The 24070-nt window shown below is 54.1% G+C and carries 24 protein-coding genes; 15 read left to right on the top strand and 9 right to left on the bottom strand.

The window, feature by feature from the left end:
- Positions 1 to 2 precede the first annotated feature (2 nt).
- Entirely contained in the window at positions 3 to 971 is a 969-nt protein-coding gene (asd, locus tag AC0LWE_RS16365; protein WP_219347141.1) for an archaetidylserine decarboxylase, read from the top strand.
- A gap of 76 nt (positions 972 to 1047) precedes the next feature.
- Positions 1048 to 4359 (top strand): miniconductance mechanosensitive channel MscM, encoded by a 3312-nt coding sequence (gene mscM, locus AC0LWE_RS16360; protein ID WP_219347727.1) that lies wholly within the window; start codon positions 1048 to 1050, stop codon positions 4357 to 4359.
- A 109-nt stretch (positions 4360 to 4468) separates the two neighbouring features.
- Here mscM and epmA read toward each other — a convergent pair whose 3' ends face one another.
- Positions 4469 to 5446 carry an elongation factor P--(R)-beta-lysine ligase gene (epmA, locus tag AC0LWE_RS16355; protein ID WP_059179920.1) on the bottom strand — a complete coding sequence of 326 codons (978 nt, stop codon included), beginning with the start codon at positions 5444 to 5446 and terminating at the stop codon, positions 4469 to 4471.
- A 308-nt stretch (positions 5447 to 5754) separates the two neighbouring features.
- Between epmA and frdA the strand changes: the two genes are divergently transcribed.
- The 6 genes from frdA (at position 5755) to AC0LWE_RS16325 (ending at position 10847) form a co-directional block, all read left to right on the top strand.
- Positions 5755 to 7545 carry a fumarate reductase (quinol) flavoprotein subunit gene (gene frdA, locus AC0LWE_RS16350; protein ID WP_202668053.1) on the top strand — a complete coding sequence of 597 codons (1791 nt, stop codon included), beginning with the start codon at positions 5755 to 5757 and terminating at the stop codon, positions 7543 to 7545.
- Positions 7538 to 8272 (top strand): fumarate reductase iron-sulfur protein, encoded by a 735-nt coding sequence (gene frdB, locus AC0LWE_RS16345; protein ID WP_059179918.1) that lies wholly within the window; start codon positions 7538 to 7540, stop codon positions 8270 to 8272. Before frdA ends, frdB begins: the two co-directional genes overlap by 8 nt.
- 10 nt (positions 8273 to 8282) lie before the next feature.
- Entirely contained in the window at positions 8283 to 8678 is a 396-nt protein-coding gene (gene frdC / locus AC0LWE_RS16340) for a fumarate reductase subunit FrdC (protein ID WP_059179917.1), read from the top strand.
- A gap of 10 nt (positions 8679 to 8688) precedes the next feature.
- The gene (gene frdD, locus AC0LWE_RS16335; RefSeq protein ID WP_011915601.1) at positions 8689 to 9048 is read left to right on the top strand and encodes a fumarate reductase subunit FrdD; all 360 of its coding nucleotides are present in this window, start codon (positions 8689 to 8691) and stop codon (positions 9046 to 9048) included.
- Positions 9049 to 9109: 61 nt separating this feature from the next.
- Positions 9110 to 10252, top strand: a complete 1143-nt coding sequence (gene blaLAQ / locus AC0LWE_RS16330; protein WP_219347142.1) for an LAQ family class C beta-lactamase — start codon at positions 9110 to 9112, stop codon at positions 10250 to 10252.
- Between the two features lie 64 nt (positions 10253 to 10316).
- Entirely contained in the window at positions 10317 to 10847 is a 531-nt protein-coding gene (locus AC0LWE_RS16325) for a lipocalin family protein (RefSeq protein WP_131486886.1), read from the top strand.
- On the opposite strand, the gene sugE is transcribed toward AC0LWE_RS16325, so the two are convergent.
- A complete protein-coding gene (gene sugE / locus AC0LWE_RS16320; RefSeq protein ID WP_011915598.1) occupies positions 10844 to 11161 on the bottom strand; it encodes a quaternary ammonium compound efflux SMR transporter SugE in 318 nt (105 codons plus the stop codon). The genes AC0LWE_RS16325 and sugE overlap by 4 nt on opposite strands.
- Positions 11162 to 11423: 262 nt before the next feature.
- Between sugE and AC0LWE_RS16315 the strand changes: the two genes are divergently transcribed.
- On the top strand, positions 11424 to 12023 hold the full coding sequence (locus AC0LWE_RS16315; RefSeq protein ID WP_131486885.1) for a response regulator transcription factor: 600 nt from the start codon (positions 11424 to 11426) through the stop codon (positions 12021 to 12023).
- Between the two features lie 47 nt (positions 12024 to 12070).
- Here the strand turns inward: AC0LWE_RS16315 and ecnB are convergent, their stop codons facing one another.
- From ecnB to efp, 3 genes are all read right to left on the bottom strand, one after another.
- Positions 12071 to 12217 carry a lipoprotein toxin entericidin B gene (ecnB, locus tag AC0LWE_RS16310; protein WP_006178941.1) on the bottom strand — a complete coding sequence of 49 codons (147 nt, stop codon included), beginning with the start codon at positions 12215 to 12217 and terminating at the stop codon, positions 12071 to 12073.
- A gap of 106 nt (positions 12218 to 12323) precedes the next feature.
- A complete protein-coding gene (locus AC0LWE_RS16305; RefSeq protein WP_059179914.1) occupies positions 12324 to 12455 on the bottom strand; it encodes an entericidin A/B family lipoprotein in 132 nt (43 codons plus the stop codon).
- 59 nt (positions 12456 to 12514) lie between these two features.
- Complete coding sequence (gene efp, locus AC0LWE_RS16300) at positions 12515 to 13081, bottom strand: elongation factor P (protein WP_011915594.1); 567 nt, start codon at positions 13079 to 13081, stop codon at positions 12515 to 12517.
- A 41-nt stretch (positions 13082 to 13122) separates the two neighbouring features.
- On the opposite strand from efp, the gene epmB reads away from it, so the two are divergent.
- Complete coding sequence (epmB, locus tag AC0LWE_RS16295; RefSeq protein ID WP_219347143.1) at positions 13123 to 14151, top strand: EF-P beta-lysylation protein EpmB; 1029 nt, start codon at positions 13123 to 13125, stop codon at positions 14149 to 14151.
- A 111-nt stretch (positions 14152 to 14262) separates the two neighbouring features.
- Here the strand turns inward: epmB and AC0LWE_RS16290 are convergent, their stop codons facing one another.
- From AC0LWE_RS16290 to AC0LWE_RS16280, 3 genes are all read right to left on the bottom strand, one after another.
- Positions 14263 to 14616, bottom strand: a complete 354-nt coding sequence (locus tag AC0LWE_RS16290; RefSeq protein ID WP_202668058.1) for a DUF4156 domain-containing protein — start codon at positions 14614 to 14616, stop codon at positions 14263 to 14265.
- A gap of 255 nt (positions 14617 to 14871) precedes the next feature.
- The gene (groL, locus tag AC0LWE_RS16285; RefSeq protein ID WP_059179911.1) at positions 14872 to 16515 is read right to left on the bottom strand and encodes a chaperonin GroEL; all 1644 of its coding nucleotides are present in this window, start codon (positions 16513 to 16515) and stop codon (positions 14872 to 14874) included.
- Between the two features lie 43 nt (positions 16516 to 16558).
- A complete protein-coding gene (locus AC0LWE_RS16280; RefSeq protein WP_011915590.1) occupies positions 16559 to 16852 on the bottom strand; it encodes a co-chaperone GroES in 294 nt (97 codons plus the stop codon).
- 178 nt (positions 16853 to 17030) lie between these two features.
- Here AC0LWE_RS16280 and yjeH point away from each other — a divergent pair, with 178 nt between their 5' ends.
- Positions 17031 to 18272, top strand: a complete 1242-nt coding sequence (yjeH, locus tag AC0LWE_RS16275) for an L-methionine/branched-chain amino acid transporter (protein ID WP_202668059.1) — start codon at positions 17031 to 17033, stop codon at positions 18270 to 18272.
- A gap of 32 nt (positions 18273 to 18304) precedes the next feature.
- On the opposite strand, the gene AC0LWE_RS16270 is transcribed toward yjeH, so the two are convergent.
- The gene (locus AC0LWE_RS16270; RefSeq protein WP_174342724.1) at positions 18305 to 18778 is read right to left on the bottom strand and encodes an FxsA family protein; all 474 of its coding nucleotides are present in this window, start codon (positions 18776 to 18778) and stop codon (positions 18305 to 18307) included.
- A gap of 334 nt (positions 18779 to 19112) precedes the next feature.
- Between AC0LWE_RS16270 and aspA the strand changes: the two genes are divergently transcribed.
- From aspA to AC0LWE_RS16250, 4 genes are all read left to right on the top strand, one after another.
- Positions 19113 to 20549, top strand: coding sequence for an aspartate ammonia-lyase (gene aspA / locus AC0LWE_RS16265; protein ID WP_059179909.1), 1437 nt, complete (start codon positions 19113 to 19115; stop codon positions 20547 to 20549).
- Between the two features lie 116 nt (positions 20550 to 20665).
- Complete coding sequence (locus tag AC0LWE_RS16260; RefSeq protein WP_059179908.1) at positions 20666 to 21967, top strand: anaerobic C4-dicarboxylate transporter; 1302 nt, start codon at positions 20666 to 20668, stop codon at positions 21965 to 21967.
- A 111-nt stretch (positions 21968 to 22078) separates the two neighbouring features.
- Positions 22079 to 22402 (top strand): divalent cation tolerance protein CutA, encoded by a 324-nt coding sequence (gene cutA / locus AC0LWE_RS16255; RefSeq protein WP_059179907.1) that lies wholly within the window; start codon positions 22079 to 22081, stop codon positions 22400 to 22402.
- The gene (locus tag AC0LWE_RS16250) at positions 22378 to 24069 is read left to right on the top strand and encodes a protein-disulfide reductase DsbD (RefSeq protein WP_219347144.1); all 1692 of its coding nucleotides are present in this window, start codon (positions 22378 to 22380) and stop codon (positions 24067 to 24069) included. The genes cutA and AC0LWE_RS16250 overlap by 25 nt, the downstream gene beginning before the upstream one ends.
- Position 24070 lies beyond the last annotated feature (1 nt).

Here is a 24070-nt window from a genome sequence, read left to right as displayed (position 1 = left end):
CCTTGTTAAACTCATTTAAACTTTCGCTTCAATACATTCTGCCGAAACTATGGCTCACCCGCCTGGCGGGTTGGGGCGCGAGCAAACGAGCGGGTTGGTTAACGAAGCTGGTTATCGATCTGTTCGTTAAATACTACAAGGTCGATATGAAAGAAGCGCAGAAGCCGGATACTGCCAGCTATCGCTCCTTTAACGATTTTTTCGTGCGCCCACTGCGTGATGAAGTTCGCCCGCTGAATACCGATCCCAACGTGCTGGTGATGCCGGCTGACGGCGTAATCAGTCAGCTCGGCAAGATTGAAGAAGACAAAATCCTGCAGGCCAAAGGCCATGACTACAGCATGGAAGCCCTGCTGGCAGGAAACTATCTGATGGCGGATCTGTTCCGTAACGGCTCGTTTGTGACCACTTACTTGTCACCGCGTGACTATCACCGCGTACATATGCCATGCAACGGCATCCTGCGCGAGATGATCTATGTGCCGGGCGATCTGTTCTCCGTCAATCATCTGACCGCGCAAAATGTACCGAACCTGTTCGCCCGTAACGAGCGCGTCATCTGCCTGTTTGATACTGAATTCGGTCCGATGGCCCAGATTCTGGTAGGTGCGACGATTGTGGGCAGCATCGAAACCGTATGGGCTGGCACGATTACTCCACCGCGTGAAGGCGTCATCAAACGCTGGACCTGGCCGGCTGGAGAAAGCGAAGGGTCTGTCGCCCTGCTGAAAGGCCAGGAAATGGGTCGATTCAAACTCGGTTCAACGGTGATTAACCTGTTCGCCCCGGGCAAAGTTAGCCTGGTGGAGTCGCTGAAAAGCCTGTCCGTGACTAAGATTGGTCAACCGCTGGCTATCTCTACCGAAACCTTCGTAACGCCGGATGCAGAACCTGCACCGCTGGCAGAAGAAGAGATCAACGCTGAACACGACGCCAGCCCGCTGGTTGACGACAGTAAAGACCCAGTCTAAAACATACGCATACCCTTCAGGCTGCGCTGAGCCAATCGGCAGCCTGAAGTAAAAAATGTATGAAGGAACCGCTGACGTGCGCCTGATAATTATTTTTCTGATGGCCTGGTGCCTCAGTGTGGGGGCGTATGCAGCAACAGCCCCTGACGCCAAACAAATCACCCAGGAACTGGAACAGGCTAAAGCGGCAAAACCCGCTCAGCCCGAGACCGTTGAGTCGCTCCAGGCCGCCCTGAATGCGCTTGAAGAACGTAAAGGCTCTCTTGAGCGTGCGCAGCAGTATCAACAAGTTATTGATAACTTCCCTAAACTCTCGCAAACGTTGCGTTCGCAGCTGACTAATCTGCGCGACGAGCCGCGTGATGCCCCTTTGGGTATGACGTCCGACGCCCTGAACCAGGAAATCCTTCAGGTCAGTAGCCAGTTGCTGGAAAAAAGTCGTCAGGCCCAGCAGGAACAAGAGCGCGCCCGCGAAATCGCGGATTCCCTAAGCCAACTGCCGCAACAGCAAACCGATGCCCGTCGCCAGTTAAATGAAATTGAACGCCGGACCGGTGCGCAGCCAGGCAATACCCCGCAAAATCTCAGTTTGCAGGCAGAGTCAGCCAAACTAAAAGCACAAGTTGATGAGCTCGAACTCGCCCAGTTGTCGGCCAATAACCGTCAGGAACTGGCGCGTATGCGTTCAGAACTGGCGCAAAAACAGAGCCAGCAGCTTGATGCCTATCTGCAAGCCCTGCGTAATCAGTTGAACAGTCAACGCCAGCGTGAAGCCGAGCGCGCGCTGGAGAGCACCGAACTGCTGGCCGAAAACAGCGAAAACCTGCCTGCGGGCATCGTCGATCAGTTCAAAATTAACCGTGAGCTGTCCGCCGCGCTCAACCAGCAGGCTCAACGCATGGATCTGGTGGCCTCTCAGCAGCGCCAGGCCACCAATCAGACGTTGCAGGTCCGACAGGCCCTGAACACATTGCGCGAGCAATCGCAGTGGCTCGGCTCATCGAATTTACTCGGCGAAGCATTACGTGCGCAGGTTTCGCGTCTGCCTGAAATGCCAAAGCCGCAGCAGCTGGACACCGAAATGGCGCAATTGCGCGTTCAGCGCCTGCGTTTTGAAGATCTACTCAACAAACAGCCGCAAATTCGCCAGCTTAAGCAGGCGGATGGTAAGCCGTTGACCAGCGAGCAAAACCGCATTCTGGAAGCGCAACTGCGTACCCAACGCGAACTGCTGAACTCGCTGTTACAGGGTGGTGATACGCTCATTCTCGAACTGACCAAGCTGAAAGTTTCCAATAGCCAGCTTGAAGACGCGCTGAAAGAAGTCAACGAGGCGACGCATCGCTACCTTTTCTGGACCTCCGATGTTCGGCCCATGACCTTCTCCTGGCCAATTGATATCGTGCAGGATCTGCGTCGTTTGATTTCACTGGATACCTTTGGTCAGGTGGGCAAAGCCGGTGTCATGATTCTCACCAGCAAAGAGACCATCTTCCCGCTGCTGGGCGCACTGATCCTGGTTGGATTTAGTATTTACTCGCGCCGGCATTTCACGCGGTTCCTGGAACGTTCCAGCTCCCGCGTCGGTAAAGTGACGCAGGACCACTTCTGGCTCACGCTGCGCACCGTTTTCTGGTCGATTCTGGTGGCGTCACCGCTGCCGGTTCTGTGGATGACGCTGGGCTATGGCCTGCGAGAAGCGTGGCCATATCCGCTGGCCGTGGCGATTGGCGATGGTGTAACCGCCACGGTTCCGCTGCTATGGGTGGTGATGATTTGCGCCACCTTTGCTCGCCCCAATGGCCTGTTTATCGCCCACTTTGCCTGGCCGCGCCAGCGTGTGTCGCGCGCGATGCGCTATTACCTGATGAGCATCGGACTGATTGTGCCGCTGATTATGGCGCTGATTATGTTCGATAATCTGAACGACCGTGAATTTTCGGGCTCGCTCGGACGGCTGTGCTTTATGCTGATCTGCGGCGCGCTGGCGATGGTCACACTAAGTCTCAAGCGCGCAGGCATTCCGCTGTATGTCGACAAGACCGGCAGCGGCGACAACATGGTGAACCGCATGCTGTGGAACCTGCTGCTTAGCGCCCCGCTGGCGGCAATTCTGGCTGCCGCCGTGGGGTATCTCGCCACCGCGCAGGCGCTGCTGGCGCGTCTGGAAACGTCGGTCGCGATCTGGTTCCTGCTGTTGGTGGTGTATCACGTTATCCGTCGTTGGATGCTGATTCAGCGCCGCCGACTGGCTTTTGATCGTGCTAAGCATCGCCGAGCCGAAATTCTTGCCCAGCGTGCGCGCGGTGAAGAAGATCCGCATAGCACCAGTAGTACAGAAGGCAATATGGATGTCGATGAAGTCGAGCTGGATCTTGACGCCATCAGTACCCAGTCTCTGCGCCTGGTGCGATCCATCCTGATGCTGATCGCGCTGTTGTCGGTCATCGTTCTGTGGTCGGAAATCCACTCGGCGTTTGGCTTCCTGGAGAACATTTCGCTGTGGGATGCCACCTCGACCGTTCAGGGTGTCGAAAGCATTGAACCGATAACCCTCGGTGCAGTGCTGATCGCGATTCTGGTCCTGATTATCACTACCCAACTGGTGCGAAATTTCCCAGCCCTGCTGGAACTGGCGCTGTTGCAGCATCTGGATTTGACCCCCGGCACCGGGTACGCCATCACCACGATCACTAAATATCTGATCTTGCTGTTTGGCGCGCTGATGGGCTTTTCGATGATAGGTATTGAATGGTCGAAGCTGCAATGGCTGGTCGCCGCGCTGGGTGTCGGGTTAGGCTTCGGCTTACAGGAGATATTCGCCAACTTTATCTCGGGTCTGATCATCTTGTTCGAGAAACCAATACGTATTGGCGACACCGTGACGATCCGCGATCTGACCGGCAGCATTACCAAGATCAACACCCGCGCCACGACGATCAGCGACTGGGATCGCAAAGAGATCATCGTGCCGAACAAAGCGTTTATCACCGAACAGTTTATCAACTGGTCCCTCTCCGACTCCGTGACGCGCGTGGTGCTCACCGTGCCTGCGCCATCGGATGCCAACAGCGAAGAGGTGACGCAGATTCTGTACACGGCGGCGGAGCGCTGCTCGCTGGTGATTGATAATCCAGCGCCGGAAGTGTTCCTGGTGGATTTACAGCAGGGGATTCAGATTTTCGAGCTGCGTATCTACGCCGCTGAAATGGGACACCGTATGCCGCTGCGCCACGAAATCCATCAGCTTATTCTGGCGGGCTTCCGTGAACACGGGATTGATATGCCGTTCCCACCGTTCCAGATGCGTCTGGAAACTCTCGATGGGCGTAAAACGGGTAGAACACTGTCGTCGGCAACGCGAAAACGCCCGGCAGGAAGTTTGTAAGGTGTGATGCGGGAAGGTCGGTGCGGTCTGATGCCGTCACACTAGCCCTCTCCCACGGGAGAGGGAGAAAATACTAAAAACGGCAACTGAGTTGCCGTTTTGCTTTTGGCTAGGCCCGATCGACCGTAAAGGCGATCACGTCCGCCAGTTGCTCAGCCCCCAGCGCCAGCATCACCAGACGATCGACGCCCAGCGCCACGCCGGAGCAATCCGGAAGCCCGGCTTTCAACGCTTCCAGTAAATTCGTATCAATAGGCTGCTGCGGCAATCCGCGTGCGGCGCGCTTGCGGTTATCCTGATCAAAACGCTGCTGCTGCTCGCGGGCATCCGTCAGTTCATGGAAACCATTCGCCAGCTCAATACCTTTGTAATACACCTCAAAACGCTCGGCGACGCGGTGATCTTCGGTGCTGATCTGCGCCAGCGACGCCTGGCTTGCCGGGAAGTGATAAACAAAAGTCGGGCGATCTTTGCCAATGTGCGGTTCAACGCCAAAAGCAAACAGCAGCTGCAATAAGGTATCGCGATCTTCTTCCGTGTCCGCGACGTTGCTGAGATCCAGCTTTGCTGCCGCTTCGCGCAGCTGCGTTTTATCTGCCGACAGCGGATCGATTTCCAGATGACGCTGGAAGACCTGCTGATACGACAGGGTTTCTGCTCCAGCGCAATCCAGCACCTGTTGCAGCAAGTCGTCCACTTCGTTCATCAGACGATACATGTCGTAATGCGGGCGATACCACTCCAGCATGGTAAATTCCGGATTGTGGTGACGCCCCATCTCTTCATTACGGAAGCTGCGACACAGCTGATAAACCGGCCCACAGCCCGCCGCCAGCAGGCGTTTCATGTGATATTCCGGGCTGGTCATCATGTAGAGGTTCATCCCCTGCGAGTGGCCAGGCCCCACGAAACGGGTTTCAAACGGCACCAGATGAATATCGGTTACCGTCGCCTGGCTCATGCACGGCGTTTCCACCTCCAGTACGCCACGGTCAGCAAAGAAACGACGGATTTCCGTCATAATTGCCGCGCGTTTTAACAGGTTTGGGATGGATGCGCTCGGCTGCCAGGTGGCCGTTTCGCTCATGAGACTTTCTCCGATTTCAGACAAGGGCACGAAGTCTACTCGTAAGCGTCGGGAGTGACAAATTTTGCACACTAAATTCTCTCGATTCAGCCGACCGCGTGATTCCGTGACACAATTCATCAATCAAGATGATAAATCTGCGCACAGAACAGCAAAAAAATCGAACACGTCAAATTTCCCCGACATCCATACGGTTATACTGTTTTACCCATAAAGGAGCAGTGGAATCTCTTTCGCAATCGCCCTCGGGCAGGTGAACACCGTTAAGGCATTCGCGTTGCGGAATAACAAAAATCTGGAGGAATGTCGTGCACACTTTTCAAGCCGATCTGGTCGTTATAGGCGCTGGCGGTGCGGGATTACGCGCCGCTATTGCCGCAGCGCAGGCTAATCCGAATGCTAAAATCGCGCTGGTTTCAAAAGTCTATCCGATGCGCAGCCACACGGTTGCCGCAGAAGGAGGATCCGCCGCCGTCGCGCAGGATCATGACAGCTTCGAATACCATTTCCACGACACGGTGGCCGGTGGCGACTGGCTGTGCGAACAGGATGTCGTTGACTACTTCGTTCATCATTGTCCAACCGAAATGACGCAACTGGAACAGTGGGGATGCCCGTGGAGCCGCCGTGAAGATGGCAGCGTCAACGTTCGCCGTTTCGGCGGCATGAAAATCGAACGAACATGGTTTGCCGCCGACAAAACCGGCTTCCACATGCTGCATACCCTGTTCCAGACATCCCTCCAGTTCCCACAAATTCAACGCTTCGATGAACACTTCGTCCTGGATATTCTGGTCGATGACGGTCATGCGCGCGGTCTGGTGGCGATGAACATGATGGAAGGCACCTTGATGCAAATCCGCGCGAACGCCGTGGTGATGGCAACCGGCGGTGCGGGTCGAGTTTATCGTTACAACACCAACGGCGGGATTGTGACGGGCGACGGAATGGGCATGGCGTTACGTCACGGCGTTCCGCTACGCGATATGGAATTTGTGCAGTATCACCCAACCGGTCTGCCGGGTTCCGGCATTCTGATGACGGAAGGCTGCCGCGGTGAAGGCGGGATTTTGGTCAATAAAGATGGCTATCGCTATCTGCAGGATTACGGCATGGGTCCTGAAACCCCGCTTGGCGAGCCGAAAAACAAATATATGGAACTCGGCCCACGCGACAAAGTGTCCCAGGCGTTCTGGCACGAGTGGCGCAAAGGCAACACCATTCCGACGCCGCGCGGCGATGTGGTTTACCTCGACCTGCGTCATCTTGGCGAGAAGAAATTGCTGGAGCGTCTGCCGTTCATTTGTGAACTGGCAAAAGCCTACGTCGGCGTCGATCCGGTAAAAGAGCCGATTCCTGTTCGTCCAACCGCGCACTACACCATGGGCGGTATCGAAACCAACCAGGAGTGCGAAACCCACATTAAAGGGCTGTTTGCCGTTGGCGAATGTTCTTCTGTCGGCTTGCACGGCGCGAACCGACTCGGATCAAACTCTCTGGCAGAGCTGGTCGTCTTTGGCCGCATGGCCGGTGAAAAAGCGATGGAACGTGCGGCAACAACCGGTGAGGCCAATAGCGCCGCGCTGGACGCACAGGTGGCTGATGTCGAGAAGCGTCTGAAAGCGCTGGTCAATCAGGAAGGTAACGAGAACTGGTCGAAGATCCGCGATGAAATGGGTCTGTCCATGGAAGAAGGCTGCGGTATCTACCGTACGCCAGAGCTGATGCAGAAAACCGTTGATAAGCTGGCAGAACTGCAGGAGCGCTTCAAGCGCGTGCGTATTACCGATACCTCCAGCGTGTTCAATACCGATCTGCTCTACACCCTCGAGCTGGGCCACGGCCTGAACGTCGCCGAATGTATGGCGCACTCTGCGCTGGCTCGTAAAGAGTCGCGCGGCGCGCATCAACGTCTTGACGAAGGCTGCACCGAACGTGATGACGTCAATTTCCTCAAGCATACCCTCGCTTATCGCGACGCTGACGGCACGACTCGCCTGAGCTACAGCGATGTGAAGATCACCACGCTGCCGCCAGCAAAACGTGTTTACGGTGGAGAAGCGGAAGCAGCCGACAAAAAGGAGACGGCAAATGGCTGAGATGCAAACGCTGAAAATCGAAGTGGTGCGCTACAACCCGGAAGTGGACGCCGCACCGCACAGCGCTTTCTATGACGTACCTTATGACGAGCAAACGTCCCTGCTGGATGCGCTTGGGTACATCAAAGATAACCTGGCCCCGGACCTGAGCTATCGCTGGTCTTGCCGTATGGCAATCTGCGGTTCCTGCGGCATGATGGTCAACAAAGTGCCGAAGCTGGCGTGTAAAACGTTCCTGCGTGAATACACCAAAGGCATGAAGGTCGAAGCGCTGGGCAACTTCCCGATCGAGCGCGATCTGGTGGTCGATATGACCCACTTTATCGAAAGTCTGGAAGCGATTAAGCCGTATATTATCGGTAACCCGCGTACGCCGGATCAGGGTCCAAACACCCAGACGCCTGCGCAGATGGCGAAATACCATCAGTTTTCCGGCTGTATCAACTGCGGTCTGTGCTACGCGGCCTGCCCACAGTTCGGCCTGAATCCGGAGTTTATCGGTCCGGCTGCGATTACGCTGGCGCATCGTTACAACGAAGACAGCCGCGACCACGGTAAGAAAGAACGTATGGCGCAGTTGAACAGTCAGAACGGCGTGTGGAGCTGTACTTTCGTGGGCTACTGCTCCGAAGTGTGCCCGAAACATGTCGATCCGGCCGCCGCCATTCAGCAGGGTAAAGTGGAAAGCTCGAAAGACTTTCTTATCGCCACCCTGAAACCACGCTAAGGAGTGCATGATGACGACTAAACGCAAAGCCTACGTGCGGCCAATGCCGTCCACCTGGTGGAAAAAACTGCCGTTTTATCGCTTCTATATGCTGCGCGAAGGCACTGCGGTTCCGGCGGTCTGGTTCAGCCTTGAGCTGATGTATGGGGTGTTCGCCCTGAAACACGGTCCGGAAACCTGGGCGGGTTTTGTGGGTTTCCTGCAAAATCCGGTGGTGGTGATCCTGAACCTGATCGTGCTGGCAGCCGCGCTGCTGCATACCAAAACCTGGTTTGAGCTGGCGCCAAAAGCCGCGAATATCATTGTTAAAGGCGAAAAAATGGGACCCGAGCCGGTCATTAAAGGGCTTTGGGCGGTGACGGCAGTCGTGACTGCGGTCGTTCTGTTTGTCGCACTGTTCTGGTAAGGAGGCCTGAGTGATTAATCCAAATCCAAAGCGCTCTGACGAGCCGGTATTCTGGGGTCTGTTTGGCGCAGGCGGAATGTGGAGCGCCATCGTCGCTCCGGTCATTATTCTGCTGGTCGCTATTTTGCTGCCGCTGGGGCTGTTCCCTGGCGAGGCACTGGGATACGAGCGTGTACTGGCATTCGCGAGCAGTTTTATTGGTCGCGTGTTTATCTTCCTGATGATTGTTCTGCCGCTGTGGCTGGGACTGCACCGTATTCATCACGCCATGCATGATTTAAAAATCCACGTACCCAACGGTAAATGGGTATTTTACGGTCTGGCGACGATCCTGACCGTGGTAACTTTGGTGGCTATCGTCACTATCTGATATTGTGGTTCTTCATCCGGCCCGCCCTTCCCGGCGGGCTTTTTTTATGGAAGAGAATCAGATGAAAAAATCCCTTTGCGCCGTGCTGCTGCTCACCGCTTCATGCTCTGCGCTTGCCGCGCCTCAAACTGAAAAACAGATCGCTGATACCGTCAATCGCATCATGACCCCGCTCATGAAAGAACAGGCGATTCCGGGCATGGCCGTCGCCGTGATTTATCAGGGAAAGACGCACTATTTTGTCTATGGCAAAGCAGATATCGCCGCGAATCAGCCCGTCACTCAGCACACCTTGTTTGAGCTGGGCTCCGTGAGCAAAACCTTTACCGGCGTTCTGGGCGGCGAAGCCATCGCACGCGGTGAAATCAGGCTTGACGATCCCGCCAGCAAATACTGGCCTGCGCTGACGGGTAAACAATGGAAAGGCATTACTCTGCTGCATCTGGCTACCTACACCGCAGGCGGTTTGCCGCTGCAAGTACCGGATGAGGTAACCGATCAGGCGGCGCTTCTGCATTTCTACCAAAACTGGCAACCGCAGTGGACGCCGGGCGCAAAACGCCTGTACGCCAACGCCAGTATCGGTTTATTCGGCATGCTGGCGGTCAAGCCATCAGGGGTGGATTTTGAACAGGCGATGACCACACGCGTGTTCCAGCCGCTGGAACTCAATCACACCTGGATTAACGTCCCGGCAGCAGAGAAGAAGCATTACGCCTGGGGCTATCGTGACGGTAAACCGGTGCACGTTTCGCCCGGCATGCTTGATGCGGAATCTTACGGCGTCAAAACGACCATTGAAGATATGGCGAGCTGGGTTCGGGCCAATATGAATCCTGCGGGCGTTAAAGATGAAATGCTTAAGCAAGGAATCGAACTGGCACAGTCACGTTACTGGCGTATCGGGGAGATGTATCAGGGCTTAGGCTGGGAAATGCTGAACTGGCCGGTGAAAGCAAAAACCGTCGTCGACGGCAGCGATAACAAAATCGCACTGGCACCGCTGACGGCCGTCGAAGTGAATCCTCCCGCGCCCGCAGTTAAAGCCTCGTGGGTACACAAGACGGGTTCAACCGGCGGATTTGGGAGCTACGTCGCCTTTATTCCTGAAAAGAACATCGGCATCGTGATGCTGGCGAATAAAAGCTATCCTAACCCTGCGCGTGTCGATGCGGCGTATCGTATCCTGGACGCGTTGAAATAACCGATTTACCCCCATTTTCCTTGCTGTCATCTACACTTATCAAAAAAACAGCAAGGAAATGGCTATGCGTATTTTGCCTGTTATCGCCGCGGTGACAGCCGCGTTTCTCGTTGTTGCCTGTAGCTCCCCGACGCCACCTCCGGGCGTCACCGTTGTCACCCCTTTCGATTCGCAACGTTATCTTGGCAAATGGTATGAAATCGCCCGATTTGACCACCGTTTTGAGCGCGGATTACAGCGCGTGACGGCAACCTACAGTTCCATGGATGATGGCGGAATTCAGGTGGTGAACCGAGGATATAACCCTGAACGCGGAATGTGGCAGCAGGTGGTTGGCCAGGCCTACTTTACCGGCGACCCAAGCAGAGCGGCCCTGAAAGTGTCCTTCTTCGGGCCATTCTATGGTGGCTATAACGTCATCGCGCTGGACAAAGAATATCGCCATGCGCTGGTATGCGGGCCAGATCGCGACTATTTGTGGATACTCTCTCGCACCCCGACCATTTCAGACGAAATGAAACAGCAGATGCTTGATGTCGCGACCCGGCAAGGGTTTGATGTGTCGAAATTAATGTGGATTGAACAGCCGCATTAGTGCGTGCTGATTTTTAACCCGATGATTCCTGCCACGATTAACGCGAGGCTGGCGATACGCGCCGGGCTCGCAGACTCACCCAGCAGCAGAATGCCGGTGATCGCAGCGCCGACCGCACCGATCCCTGTCCAGACAGCATAAGCGGTCCCTACGGGCAGCGTTCGCATCGCCCATGAGAGCAGCGCAATGCTGACAATCATCGCCGTCACCGTAATGATGCTCGGCGTTAAACGGGTAAAACCGTGGGTGTATTTCAGGCCAATCGCCCACACCACTTCAAGCAAACCGGCAATCAAAAGAATAATCCAGGACATATCAGGCTCCTTAACTTAAATAACAGTATGGGGCCGTCCCCGATGTTCGAAGCGCTTGCAGGTCGTCCCGCAAGGCATAAGCAGAGTGTGTATTTTCCGCAGAAAGCGAATTTATTTCAATCCATTTCTAAAAGACAGGTAATAGCCGGAAATAGCCGCGGTATGTAACGGAGTTCGCTCCTTTATCACTCATCGGACTTGTTTAAGATAGGGGCCTTTCTGATGACAGTCAGCTTATCCCTTTGCCTGATGCGAAAACGACATGTTTAAAATTCTTTTGATTGACCGTTGTCACTTCACCCGTTCAGGGCTTGAAGCATGGCTCAATCATTCAGGTTTGTTCACCGGCGATTTTACAATAACGGGTGTGAATAACCTTTTCCTGGCGAGAGAACATATTCTCCACTGGAAACCGACGCTGGTCATCGCTGATTTAAATAGTTTTATGCAGGATATGAATGATGCGCAGCAATTATCTTCGCTGCTTAACGCGAGCGAGAGGCTGCCGTTTATATTACTGCAATCCAGCGAACAGACAGATATGTCAGGGTATATTAAGCAATACCCGCTGTGGGCCACTCTCTGCAAAAGTGCCCGACTGGAATTGCTGGCGAAAGTCATTAACGAAGCATTGAGCACTCGTGTTCAATGTGCGTCGCCGAGCGTCACACAACCCCTTCTGACAAGACAGGAAGAGAAAGTCTTAACGCTCTGGATGGAAGGCGCCAGCAATCAGAAGATAGCCGGGCAGCTCAGCATTAACAGTAAAACGGTGTATACCTACAAACGAAATATCCGCGTGAAGCTACATATGGATACCCGTTTTTCACCGTTTTTGTCACTTCAGGCCGTACAAAGCTGACGGTACGGCGATCGTTCGTATCCCGTACCGTCCGGATATCACACTGCTTAGTTTTGCGCTTTCGTCGCTGCGCCAGAAATTGCGCTACCGCCGTCCGAAATATCCTCACCTACACCACGCGTGGTGTTACAGGCGGTCAGAACCGAGGAAAGCACCAGAACAGAAAAGATCGCTGCAATTGTTTTCTTAACCATAATATCTTCCTTTTATAGCCAATGTTATTTGTGTATAGCTACTTAAGGATAGACAAAATCCATCCGTTCGACGGAAAAGGGCCGATTTTTAGGAAAATTAGACGTTTTAGCTGGCGGCGTGAGAAATGGCATGGCCGAGGGATTTAATGTCTTCGCCTACACCACGCGCGGTATTGCAGCCAGACAGGATGGCGCTGGAAAGGGTCAGCATCAGCAGAATTTTAATCGTACGTTTCATCATCCCTGCCTGAATATTACAGGCGCAGCGAGCGCTGCGCCTTAAGTCTTTTACATGAATTACTTCACGCGAGATACGTATTCGCCGGAGCGGGTATCGACTTTGATGACTTCGCCAGTCTGTACGAACAGCGGTACTTTAACCACTGCACCGGTAGACAGTTTGGCTGGCTTACCGCCAGTACCAGCAGTGTCACCCTTCAGGCCTGGATCGGTTTCGATGATTTCCAGTTCTACAAAGTTTGGTGGCGTTACGGAGATTGGCTGACCGTTCCACAGAGTCACGATGCACTCTGCCTGATCCAACAACCATTTCGCATTCTCACCCACGGCTTTCTCATCAGCAGACAGCTGTTCGAAAGTCGTGTTGTTCATGAAGTGATAGAACTCACCGTCGTTGTACAGGTAAGTCAGGTTCATATCGACTACGTCTGCGCCTTCGGCAGAGTCAGTAGATTTGAAGGTTTTCTCAACGCGGGTACCGGTCAGCAGGCGGCGCAGCTTAACGCGCGCGAATGCCTGGCCTTTACCTGGTTTAACGAATTCGCTCGCTTCAACCGCATACGGTTCGCCATCCATCATGATTTTAAGACCAGCACGAAAATCGTTGCTATAGTAAGTCGCCATAAGGCCCTCTGAAAATTGTTAACTGGTAGCTAAGCCACAAAATGGCGCATATTGTAACCCTAAATACCCCGTACAGAGAAGATTGGTTATCGCAACTTGCCGATGTCATCACCAGTCCCGATGAACTGCTGCGTCTGTTGAATATAGACTCTGATGAAAATATGCTGGCTGGCCGTGAGGCAAAGCGTCTCTTTGCGCTGCGTGTGCCACGGGCATTTGTCGCACGCATGGAGAAAGGAAATCCTAACGATCCACTGTTAAAACAGGTGCTTACATCGCAAGATGAGTTTGTTGCCGCCCCCGGTTTTAGCACCGATCCGTTAGAAGAGCAGAACAGCGTCGTGCCCGGTTTACTGCACAAATACCGTAACCGCGCACTGCTGCTGGTGAAAGGAGGCTGCGCGGTAAATTGTCGTTATTGCTTCCGCCGTCACTTCCCATACGCCGAAAATCCAGGCAATAAGCGCAACTGGCAGGTGGCGCTGGACTATATTGCGGCCCATCCCGAGCTGGATGAGATTATTTTTTCCGGTGGCGATCCGCTCATGGCGAAGGATCACGAGCTTGACTGGCTGCTCACGCAGTTGGAAGCGATCCCGCATATTAAGCGTTTGCGTATTCACAGCCGTTTGCCGATTGTCATCCCAGCGCGCATTACTGACGGTCTGGTTTCCCGATTTGCAGCGTCCCCTTTGCAAATCCTGTTGGTCAATCATATTAACCACGCGAATGAAATTGATGAGGCGTTCCGCTCTGCGATGACGCGTCTGCGTAACGTGGGCGTGACGCTGTTGAATCAAAGCGTGCTGCTGCGCGGCGTGAATGATAATGCTCAGACGCTTGCTGACCTGAGTAACGCCCTGTTTGATGCATCGGTAATGCCCTATTACCTGCACGTTTTGGACAGGGTTCAGGGTGCAGCGCACTTCATGGTGAGCGATGAAGAAGCCCGGCAGATTATGCGGGAGCTGTTGACGCTTGTTTCCGGCTATATGGTGCCGAAACTGGCGAGAGAAATCGGCGGTGAGCCAAGTAAAACGCCGCTAGATTTACAGCTGCGGCAGAATTAATTCCCCAGTCCTCTTCTGCTGGAAGAGGGTGACGAGTCCTGTACCTATTCGACAGAATGTTTGCACCGAACAATCCCCTCTCCCGCGGGAGAGGGGCTCAGAAAACATCGATCAATTCGGGCACTTATAAACCTGACCGTTCATTGTGCTGGCGGTCGGGACAAAGCTCGACAGCACGCCCTGGGTTGGGCTGCTGACGCCATAAATCACGTTCCCACCCATCGCTGCTGCCTGATTGCGTAGCGCGTTCGCCGCTCCGCGCATTGAACCGCCCTCGTCACCGTGTTGGCCTGACATCCAGTTACTTTGTTCACCGGTCGCCGTGCCTACTAGCTGACATTCGCTGCCCGGCTTATCTTCCACAAAGCGAACGCTCTGACCACCTGCGGATAGCTCGTTACTGGAGCTACAACCCGCCAGCAGCATTGCTGCCCCTACGATCCCTGCACAGACTGTTACGCGCATGTTATTCCTCGTTTTCAATAAGCTGGACAAACGTTGTCCCTGTCTAAACCTTATACTAAAAAGATGACCAAAAGAAAAACCCCCAGACATTTCTGCCTGAGGGTTTTTCAATTCTGGGACGTATACGCCCAAATCATTCTGGTTGCAGGAAGGCGGCAAGTTCGTGAATTCCCAGGAGCTTACTGAAGTAAGTGACTGGGGTTCGCGAACGCAGCCAACGCATCTGCAGCCTGAAGGATGCCGGGCGCGGGCAAATTACATCATGCCGCCCATACCACCCATACCACCCATACCGCCTGCACCTAAGTCAGGACCGTCGCCTTTCGGCACGTCGGTAATCATGCATTCGGTGGTGATCATCAGACCCGCTACGGACGCCGCATACTGCAGAGCAGAACGGGTCACTTTAGTTGGATCCAGGATACCCATGTCGATCATGTTGCCGTATTCTTCGGTTGCAGCGTTGTAACCGTAGTTACCGTCACCCGCTTTCACGGTGTTAGCCACTACTGAAGGCTCTTCGCCGCAGTTCAGCACGATCTGACGCAGTGGCGCTTCCATTGCGCGCAGCGCAACTTTGATACCCACGTTTTGATCTTCGTTCTGACCACGCAGTTCGCTCAGTTTAGACGCCACGCGAATCAGCGCTACGCCACCACCTGCAACCACGCCTTCTTCCACTGCTGCACGGGTCGCGTGCAGAGCATCGTCAACGCGTGCTTTTTTCTCTTTCATTTCAACTTCGGTCGCTGCACCGACTTTGATAACCGCAACGCCGCCAGCCAGTTTCGCTACGCGCTCCTGCAGTTTTTCACGGTCGTAATCAGAGGTCGCTTCTTCGATTTGCTTACGAATCTGACCAACACGGCCCTGAATAGCGGCTTCTTCACCCACGCCATCGATGATGGTGGTGGTGTCTTTGTTGATGATGACGCGCTTCGCCTGACCCATATCTTCCAGAGTCGCTTTTTCCAGCTCCATACCGATCTCTTCAGAGATAACGGTACCGCCAGTCAAGGTTGCGATGTCCTGCAGCATAGCTTTACGACGGTCGCCGAAGCCAGGTGCTTTAACGGCAGCCACTTTCACGATACCGCGCATGGTGTTAACCACCAGCGTCGCCAGCGCTTCGCCTTCAACATCTTCAGCGATGATCAGCAGTGGTTTACCTGCTTTCGCAACGGCTTCCAGAACAGGCAGCATTTCGCGGATGTTGGAGATTTTTTTGTCAGCCAGCAGGATGAACGGGCTTTCCAGTTCAACAGCGCCAGTTTCTGGCTTGTTGATGAAGTAAGGAGACAGGTAGCCGCGGTCGAACTGCATACCTTCAACCACGTCCAGTTCGTCTTCCAGGCCGGTACCATCTTCAACGGTGATCACGCCTTCTTTACCGACTTTATCCATCGCTTCAGCGATCAATTTACCTACGGTTTCGTCGGAGTTAGCGGAGATAGTACCCACCTGCGCAATAGCTTTAGAGTCAGAGCACGGTACGGACAGGGTTTTCAGCTCTTCAACAGCGGCGATAACCGCTTTGTCGATACCACGTTTCAGATCCATCGGGTTCATGCCCGCAGCGACCGCTTTCAGACCTTCAGTGATGATAGCCTGTGCCAGTACGGTTGCGGTGGTGGTGCCGTCGCCTGCAGCGTCGTTCGCTTTAGAGGCAACTTCTTTCACCATCTGTGCGCCCATGTTTTCGAACTTGTCTTCCAGTTCGATTTCACGTGCTACGGAAACACCATCTTTCGTGATGGTTGGAGCGCCGAAGGATTTATCCAGCACTACGTTACGGCCTTTCGGGCCGAGGGTGACTTTTACTGCGTCTGCCAGTACGTTTACGCCGCGCAGCATTTTCACACGAGCGTCGTTACCGAATTTTACGTCTTTAGCTGCCATTTTATCTTTCCCTTAAATTCGTATGTTCAGTGTCGTTCGCGGATTACGCTTCAACAATTGCCAGAATGTCGCTTTCGGACATGATCAACACTTCTTCATTGTCGATCTTCTCGGATTTCACGCCGTAACCATCGTTGAAAATCACGATGTCGCCCACTTTAACGTCCAGTGGCTGCACAGTACCGTTTTCCAGGATGCGGCCCTTACCGACAGCGATGATTTCGCCACGAGTTGATTTGGTTGCTGCAGAACCGGTCAGAACGATGCCGCCCGCAGATTTGGTTTCAACTTCTTTACGCTTGACGATCACACGATCATGTAACGGACGAATACTCATTGATAGCTCTCCTTCGAGAAAGTCATTATCAGTTATGGAAGACGCCGGGCCGTAAAAGGTTTACCGACTGGTGACCTGAGAGATGGGGGTCGAAAACTGCCCCTTCAAGGGGTTGTCGAAAAAAAATTTACGAAAGTGTTACCATCGCTTCTCTTTTAGCAGTGGCAGGACGAGGTCAATGAGTGGACTAAAACAGGAGTTGGGACTTGCGCAGGGCGTGGGTTTACTCTCAACCTCCTTACTGGGAACCGGCGTGTTTGCGGTGCCCGCACTGGCGGCGCTGGTGGCCGGAAACAACAGCCTGTGGGCGTGGCCAGTGTTGATCGCCCTGGTCTTTCCGATAGCCATTGTCTTCGCAATTCTCGGCCGCCATTTCCCCAGCGCTGGCGGCGTGGCGCATTTTGTCGGCATGGCGTTTGGGCCGCGCCTGGAGCGCGTCACGGGCTGGCTTTTTCTGTCGGTGATTCCGGTTGGCTTACCCGCCGCCCTGCATATCGCCACCGGTTTCGGCCAGGCACTGTTTGGCTGGCACGATGAGCAACTGCTGTTTGCTGAGCTGGGCACGCTGGCGATCGTCTGGTGGGTGGGTTCACGCGGGGCCAGCTCCAGCGCCAACCTGCAAACGCTGGTCGCCATACTGATTGTGGCGTTGATCGCGGCGATCTGGTGGGCGGGTGACATTCGCGTGGGCGAAATTCCGTTCCCGGCCATATCGGACGTGAATCATTCACAACTCTTCGCCGCGCTTTCGGTGATGTTCTGGTGCTTTGTCGGGCTGGAAGCTTTTGCGCATCTGGCATCAGAATTTAAACAGCCTGAACGTGATTTTCCGCGCGCGCTGATGATTGGCCTGTTGCTGGCCGGGACGGTTTACTGGGCATGTACCGTGCTGGTGCTGCACTTTAACGCCTACGGCTCAGATACCGCTGCGGCCGCATCGCTGCCGGGGATCGTTGTACAACTGTTTGGAGTGAAAGCGTTGTGGATTGCCTGCGTGATTGGCTATCTCGCCTGTTTCGCCAGCCTGAACATCTACATTCAAAGTTTTGCTCGCCTGATGTGGTCCCAGGCGCAATACAAGCCGAACAGCCGTCTGTCACGCCTGTCGAAGCGCCAGTTGCCGATAAATGCATTAAACGCGGTGCTGGGCTGCTGCGTGTTGAGTACGCTCGGCATTTATTGGCTCAACATCAATCTGGATGCGCTCATTATCTATGCCAACGGCATTTTCATTATGATTTACCTGCTGTGTATGCTGGCAGGATGTCGATTGTTGACGGGGCGTTTTAAAGTGCTGGCGGTCATCGGTGGCGTGCTGTGTATGCTCCTGCTGGCCATGGTGGGCTGGAAAAGCCTCTACGCGATTATTATGCTGGCGGGGCTATGGTTCTTACTGCCCAAGCGCAGCATCATTAGATAGCAAAACGCCCGGCAAAGCCGGGCGTTGTTGTCTTAGCGGTCGTCATCTTTATGATCGAGGCGGTCACGCTGATCGTCTTTACGCTGGTATTCCCCTTCGAAGGTGTCTCCATTTCCCGGCCCGGTGCTGAATCCACCACCGGGCATCCGGTTAAAACGCAAATGGGGCAAAAGGCGCATCGTCAGGAGCTTTTGCACTGGCGGCAGCAGCAGCAACAGGCCCAGGAAATCGGTGAAAAATCCTGGCAGGATCAGCAGCAGACCAGCAAGAATCAGCGACACGCTTTTGATCATCTCCTCAGCAGGGCTTTCACCGGCCGCCATCTTTTGCTGCATTAACAGGAAATTTTTGAAACCCTGATTACGTACCAGCGACATACCTATTACTGATGTAAAGATGACCAGGATCAGCGTCAGCAGGACTCCCATCACATGGGCGACCTGGATAAAAATGGAAATCTCTATGTAAACGTAGAGAAAAATAGCAATAAAAGGTATCCAGCGCACTGGCTTCTCCTGTATGGCAGACGCCGTCTGGCCCCTGTCTGAATGTGTTTGCGATTCGCGTTTCTTTGAAATGGTGACGGTTAGCCAAAATTCAATCGGTTTGCACGGATATTTTTTTGGAAACATTCAAGCGGTGACTCATTTCACAGATTAATAATTATCATGCCGCGAGGGCGATAATAAGTGATCCAGATTACGGCAATTCGCTATCATCAGCATATCATCTCGGATATCTGGCTGATTGAGGGAATAATCGTCGGTCAGCAAATATTCAAAACCACATATCTACTGTGTGTTTAGTACAATCCATCGGCAGCTTTAAAAGAAGGTTCACATGTTAAACAACATTCGTATCGAAGAAGATTTGTTGGGTACCAGGGAAGTTCCAGCGGATGCCTATTATGGTATTCACACTCTGAGAGCGATTGAGAACTTCTACATCAGCAACAACAAAATCAGTGACATCCCTGAGTTTGTACGCGGTATGGTGATGGTGAAGAAAGCGGCAGCGCTGGCAAACAAAGAGCTGCAAACCATTCCTAAAAGCGCTGCAAATGCCATCATCGCAGCCTGCGATGAAGTGTTGAACAACGGAAAATGCATGGACCAGTTCCCCGTCGACGTCTATCAGGGCGGCGCAGGCACATCCGTGAACATGAACACCAACGAAGTATTGGCAAACATTGGCCTGGAGCTGATGGGTCACCAGAAAGGTGAGTACCAGTACCTCAATCCTAACGACCACGTAAACAAATGCCAGTCTACTAACGACGCCTACCCGACCGGCTTCCGCATCGCGGTTTACGCTTCTGTTTTGAAACTGATCGACGCGATTAACCAACTGGGCGACGGCTTCCAGCGCAAAGCGGTGGAGTTCCAGGACATTCTGAAAATGGGTCGTACCCAGTTGCAAGATGCGGTGCCGATGACCCTCGGTCAGGAATTCCACGCGTTTAACGTGCTGTTGAATGAAGAGACCCGCAACATTCTGCGTACCTCCGAACTGCTGCTTGAAGTCAACCTCGGCGCAACGGCCATCGGGACTCGTCTGAATACACCAGACGGTTATCAACAGTTGGCCGTCGCGAAGCTGGCAGAAGTGTCTAACCTCGCGGTTGTTCCAGCCGAAGACCTGATCGAAGCGACGTCCGACTGCGGCGCTTACGTCATGGTGCACAGTGCGCTGAAACGCCTGGCGGTTAAACTGTCCAAAATCTGTAACGACTTGCGCCTGCTCTCTTCCGGCCCGCGCGCTGGCCTGAACGAAATCAACCTGCCAGAGCTGCAGGCCGGTTCGTCCATCATGCCAGCCAAAGTGAACCCGGTAGTGCCAGAAGTGGTGAATCAGGTGTGCTTCAAAGTCATCGGTAACGACATCACCGTCACCATGGCTTCCGAAGCCGGCCAGCTGCAGCTGAACGTCATGGAGCCCGTGATTGGCCAGGCAATGTTTGAATCCATCCATATCCTGACTAACGCATGCTACAACCTGCTGGAAAAATGCATCAACGGCATCACGGCCAATAAAGCCGTGTGTGAAAGCTTCGTCTACAATTCTATCGGCATCGTCACCTATCTGAACCCGTTCATTGGCCATCACAACGGCGATATCGTTGGTAAGATTTGTGCTGAAACCGGTAAGAGCGTGCGCGAAGTCGTACTTGAGCGTGGATTGCTGACAGAGGCCGAACTGGATGATATCTTCTCGGCGCAAAACCTGATGCATCCGGCATATAAAGCGAAACGGTATACCGATGAAAGCGAACAGTAACCGTTCCGGTTAAATTTCCGAAAGGCACGTCACCCGGTGACGTGCCTTTTTGCTTTTATAGGACATCACAAAAATAACATTTATGTATCCAACATCTAACATTCAAGGAAGCGATTATGATTGTCATTGAGCTGATTATCGTTTTAGCGGCGATTTTCATCGGCGCCAGGCTAGGAGGAATTGGTATCGGCTATGCCGGGGGATTGGGCGTACTGGTTCTGGCAGCCATTGGTGTCGCTCCGGGGAAAATCCCTTTTGACGTGATCTCCATCATCATGGCGGTGATTGCGGCCATCTCGGCTATGCAGATTGCAGGGGGTCTGGATTATCTGGTTAATCAAACCGAAAAACTGCTACGCAAAAACCCGAAATACATCACCATTCTCGCGCCAGTCGTCACTTACTTCCTGACGATTTTTGCCGGTACGGGCAACATCTCTCTGGCGACGCTGCCGGTTATTGCCGAAGTGGCGAAAGAGCAAGGTATTAAGCCGTGCCGCCCGCTGTCGACTGCCGTGGTGTCTGCGCAGATTGCGATTACCGCCTCGCCGATTTCTGCCGCGGTGGTGTATATGTCATCGGTAATGGAAGGCCATGGCGTCAGCTATATTCATCTGCTCTCCGTGGTGATCCCGTCGACGCTGCTGGCCGTACTGCTGATGTCGTTCCTGGTCACCACGCTGTTTAACTCCAAACTTTCTGACGATCCGGTGTACCTGAAACGTCTGGAAGAAGGTCTGATCGAACTGCGCGGTGAAAATAAAGTTGAGATCAAACCACGCGCAAAACTGTCGGTGCTGCTGTTCCTGCTGGGGGTGGTCTGCGTGGTGATTTATGCCATCGTCAACAGCCCAAGCCTGGGTCTGGTGGCAACGCCGCTGATGAATACCACCAACGCGATCCTGATTATTATGCTGAGCGTCGCGACCCTGACCACCGTGCTGTGCGGCGTGGAAACGGACAGCATACTCAGCTCCAGTACTTTCAAAGCCGGGATGAGCGCCTGTATATGTATTCTCGGCGTGGCGTGGCTGGGTGATACCTTCGTCTCCCACAATATCGACTGGATTAAAGATACCGCAGGCACCGTGATTCAGGGCCATCCGTGGCTGCTGGCGGTGATTTTCTTTGTGGCTTCCGCGCTGCTGTACTCTCAGGCCGCGACGGCGAAAGCGCTGATGCCGATGGCGCTGGCGCTGAACGTGTCGCCACTGACAGCGGTCGCCTCCTTCGCTGCCGTTTCTGGCCTGTTTATTCTGCCAACCTACCCGACGCTTGTCGCAGCCGTGCAGATGGACGATACCGGGACGACGCGCATCGGGCGTTTCGTCTTTAACCATCCGTTCTTTATTCCAGGCACGATGGGCGTAGTGTTTGCCGTGTGCTTCGGTTTCCTCATCGGTAGCGTGATTCTTTAAGCGTTTGATGTTGTAAAATTTGTTAAATTCGGGCCGCTCAGCGGCCCGATTCATTAATGACCTCCGACCCGCCGTGATATAGTGATTTTTTCGCGATGAGGAGGTCGACTTGTGAACACGCCTGACGCCGTTGTTGTACTTTGTACCGCTCCCGATGAAGCGACTGCTCAGGAGCTGGCCGCCAAAGTACTGGCTGACAAGCTCGCTGCCTGCGTCACGATCCTGCCTGGCGCCACCTCCCTGTACTACTGGGAAGGCAAGCTTGAGCAAGAGTACGAAGTGCAAATGCTGCTCAAAACCACGGTAGCGCATCAGCAGGCGCTGCTGGATTGCCTCAAATCTCATCATCCCTACCAGACTCCGGAACTGCTGGTGCTCCCAGTGTCCCACGGCGATAACGACTATCTCTCATGGCTCAACGCTTCTTTACGCTGATCCTGCTGCTGTGCAGCACATCAGCTTTTGCCGGGTTGTTCGACGCACCTGGCCGCTCCAATTTTATTCCTGCTGACCAGGCGTTTGTCTTCGACTTCCAGCAAAACCAGCACGATCTCAGCCTCAACTGGCAGGTCAAAGACGGGTACTACCTCTATCGCAAACAGGTCAGCATCACGCCAGCCAATGCGAAAATCGGCGAGCCGCAACTGCCTGCGGGCGAGTGGCACGAAGACGAGTTTTACGGCAAAAGTGAAATCTACCGCCACCAGCTTGTCGTGCCGGTTAGCGTCAATCAGGCCGATAAAGGCGCGACGCTCACCGTGACGTATCAGGGCTGTGCCGACGCGGGTTTCTGCTATCCGCCCGAAACCAAAATTGTGCCGCTCAGTGAAGTGGCTGCGGCTGCTCAGCCTGCTGTACCGCCGTCCAGTGAGAAGGGGGAAGACAGTGCAGAGCTGCCGTTCTCCGCATTGTGGGCGCTACTCATCGGTATCGGTATCGCCTTTACGCCGTGCGTGTTGCCGATGTATCCACTCATCTCAGGCATCGTGCTCGGCGGTAAACAACGTTTATCCACCGGTCGCGCATTGCTGCTGGCGTTCATCTACGTTCAGGGCATGGCGCTCACCTACACCGCGCTCGGGATTGTGGTCGCCGCCGCCGGACTTCAGTTCCAGGCCGCGCTTCAGCATCCGTATGTGCTTATCGGCCTGTCAGTGGTCTTTACCCTGTTGGCGCTGTCGATGTTTGGCCTGTTCACCCTGCAACTGCCGTCATCGCTGCAAACGCGTTTAACGCTGATGAGCAACCGTCAGCAAGGCGGCTCCGCTGGCGGCGTGTTTGTGATGGGCGCGATTGCCGGGCTGATTTGCTCGCCGTGCACCACCGCGCCGCTGAGCGCGATCCTGCTCTACATCGCACAAAGCGGGAACATGTGGCTGGGTGGCGGCACCTTGTATTTGTACGCGCTGGGCATGGGTTTGCCGCTGATTCTGGTCACCGTGTTTGGTAACCGTCTGCTGCCGAAAAGCGGGCCGTGGATGGAAACGGTCAAAATCGCCTTCGGTTTCGTCATCCTGGCGCTGCCGGTGTTCCTCCTGGAGCGCGTGATTGGTGACGTAGGGGGCCTTCGTCTGTGGGCGCTTCTTGGCGTCGCGTTCTTCGGCTGGGCGTTTATAACCAGCCTGCAGGCACAAAAAGGGTGGATGCGCATCGTGCAAATCATCCTGCTGGCGGCTGCGTTGATCAGCGTGCGACCGCTTCAGGATTGGGCATTTGGTACACCTGCAGCGCAAAATCAGGCTCATCTTAACTTTATTCAAATCAGCAACGTTGATGAGCTGCACCAAGCGCTGGCGCAGGCAAAAGGTAAACCCGTCATGCTCGATCTGTACGCCGACTGGTGCGTCGCCTGTAAAGAGTTCGAAAAATACACCTTTAGCGATCCGCTGGTACAAAATGCGTTAAAAGATACGGTCCTGTTGCAGGCGAACGTTACCGCTAATAACGCGCAGGACAAGGCTTTACTGAAACAACTCAGCGTGCTCGGCCTGCCGACTATTCTGTTCTTCAATGAGCAGGGAGAAGAGCAGCCGAGCGAGCGGGTGACAGGATTTATGGATGCAACAGCGTTCAGCGCGCATTTGCGCGATCGCCAACCGTAAA

The sequence above is a fragment of the Lelliottia sp. RD5 genome (assembly GCF_056032945.1).
This window is presented reverse-complemented; position numbering and strand designations above follow the sequence as displayed.

Bases quoted from the DNA above. Each gene is read 5' to 3' on its own strand.
- AC0LWE_RS16280 (WP_011915590.1), bottom strand. From the start codon at position 16,852: ATGAGTATTCGTCCGTTACATGATCGTGTGATCGTCAAGCGTAAAGAA.
- epmB (WP_219347143.1), top strand. From the start codon at position 13,123: ATGGCGCATATTGTAACCCTAAATACCCCGTACAGAGAAGATTGGTTA.
- ecnB (WP_006178941.1), bottom strand. From the start codon at position 12,217: ATGGTTAAGAAAACAATTGCAGCGATCTTTTCTGTTCTGGTGCTTTCC.
- epmA (WP_059179920.1), bottom strand. From the start codon at position 5,446: ATGAGCGAAACGGCCACCTGGCAGCCGAGCGCATCCATCCCAAACCTG.
- AC0LWE_RS16290 (WP_202668058.1), bottom strand. From the start codon at position 14,616: ATGCGCGTAACAGTCTGTGCAGGGATCGTAGGGGCAGCAATGCTGCTG.
- groL (WP_059179911.1), bottom strand. From the start codon at position 16,515: ATGGCAGCTAAAGACGTAAAATTCGGTAACGACGCTCGTGTGAAAATG.
- sugE (WP_011915598.1), bottom strand. From the start codon at position 11,161: ATGTCCTGGATTATTCTTTTGATTGCCGGTTTGCTTGAAGTGGTGTGG.
- frdB (WP_059179918.1), top strand. From the start codon at position 7,538: ATGGCTGAGATGCAAACGCTGAAAATCGAAGTGGTGCGCTACAACCCG.
- AC0LWE_RS16250 (WP_219347144.1), top strand. From the start codon at position 22,378: ATGGCTCAACGCTTCTTTACGCTGATCCTGCTGCTGTGCAGCACATCA.
- AC0LWE_RS16260 (WP_059179908.1), top strand. From the start codon at position 20,666: ATGATTGTCATTGAGCTGATTATCGTTTTAGCGGCGATTTTCATCGGC.
- yjeH (WP_202668059.1), top strand. From the start codon at position 17,031: ATGAGTGGACTAAAACAGGAGTTGGGACTTGCGCAGGGCGTGGGTTTA.
- blaLAQ (WP_219347142.1), top strand. From the start codon at position 9,110: ATGAAAAAATCCCTTTGCGCCGTGCTGCTGCTCACCGCTTCATGCTCT.
- aspA (WP_059179909.1), top strand. From the start codon at position 19,113: ATGTTAAACAACATTCGTATCGAAGAAGATTTGTTGGGTACCAGGGAA.
- AC0LWE_RS16305 (WP_059179914.1), bottom strand. From the start codon at position 12,455: ATGAAACGTACGATTAAAATTCTGCTGATGCTGACCCTTTCCAGCGCC.
- AC0LWE_RS16325 (WP_131486886.1), top strand. From the start codon at position 10,317: ATGCGTATTTTGCCTGTTATCGCCGCGGTGACAGCCGCGTTTCTCGTT.
- AC0LWE_RS16315 (WP_131486885.1), top strand. From the start codon at position 11,424: ATGTTTAAAATTCTTTTGATTGACCGTTGTCACTTCACCCGTTCAGGG.
- frdC (WP_059179917.1), top strand. From the start codon at position 8,283: ATGACGACTAAACGCAAAGCCTACGTGCGGCCAATGCCGTCCACCTGG.
- efp (WP_011915594.1), bottom strand. From the start codon at position 13,081: ATGGCGACTTACTATAGCAACGATTTTCGTGCTGGTCTTAAAATCATG.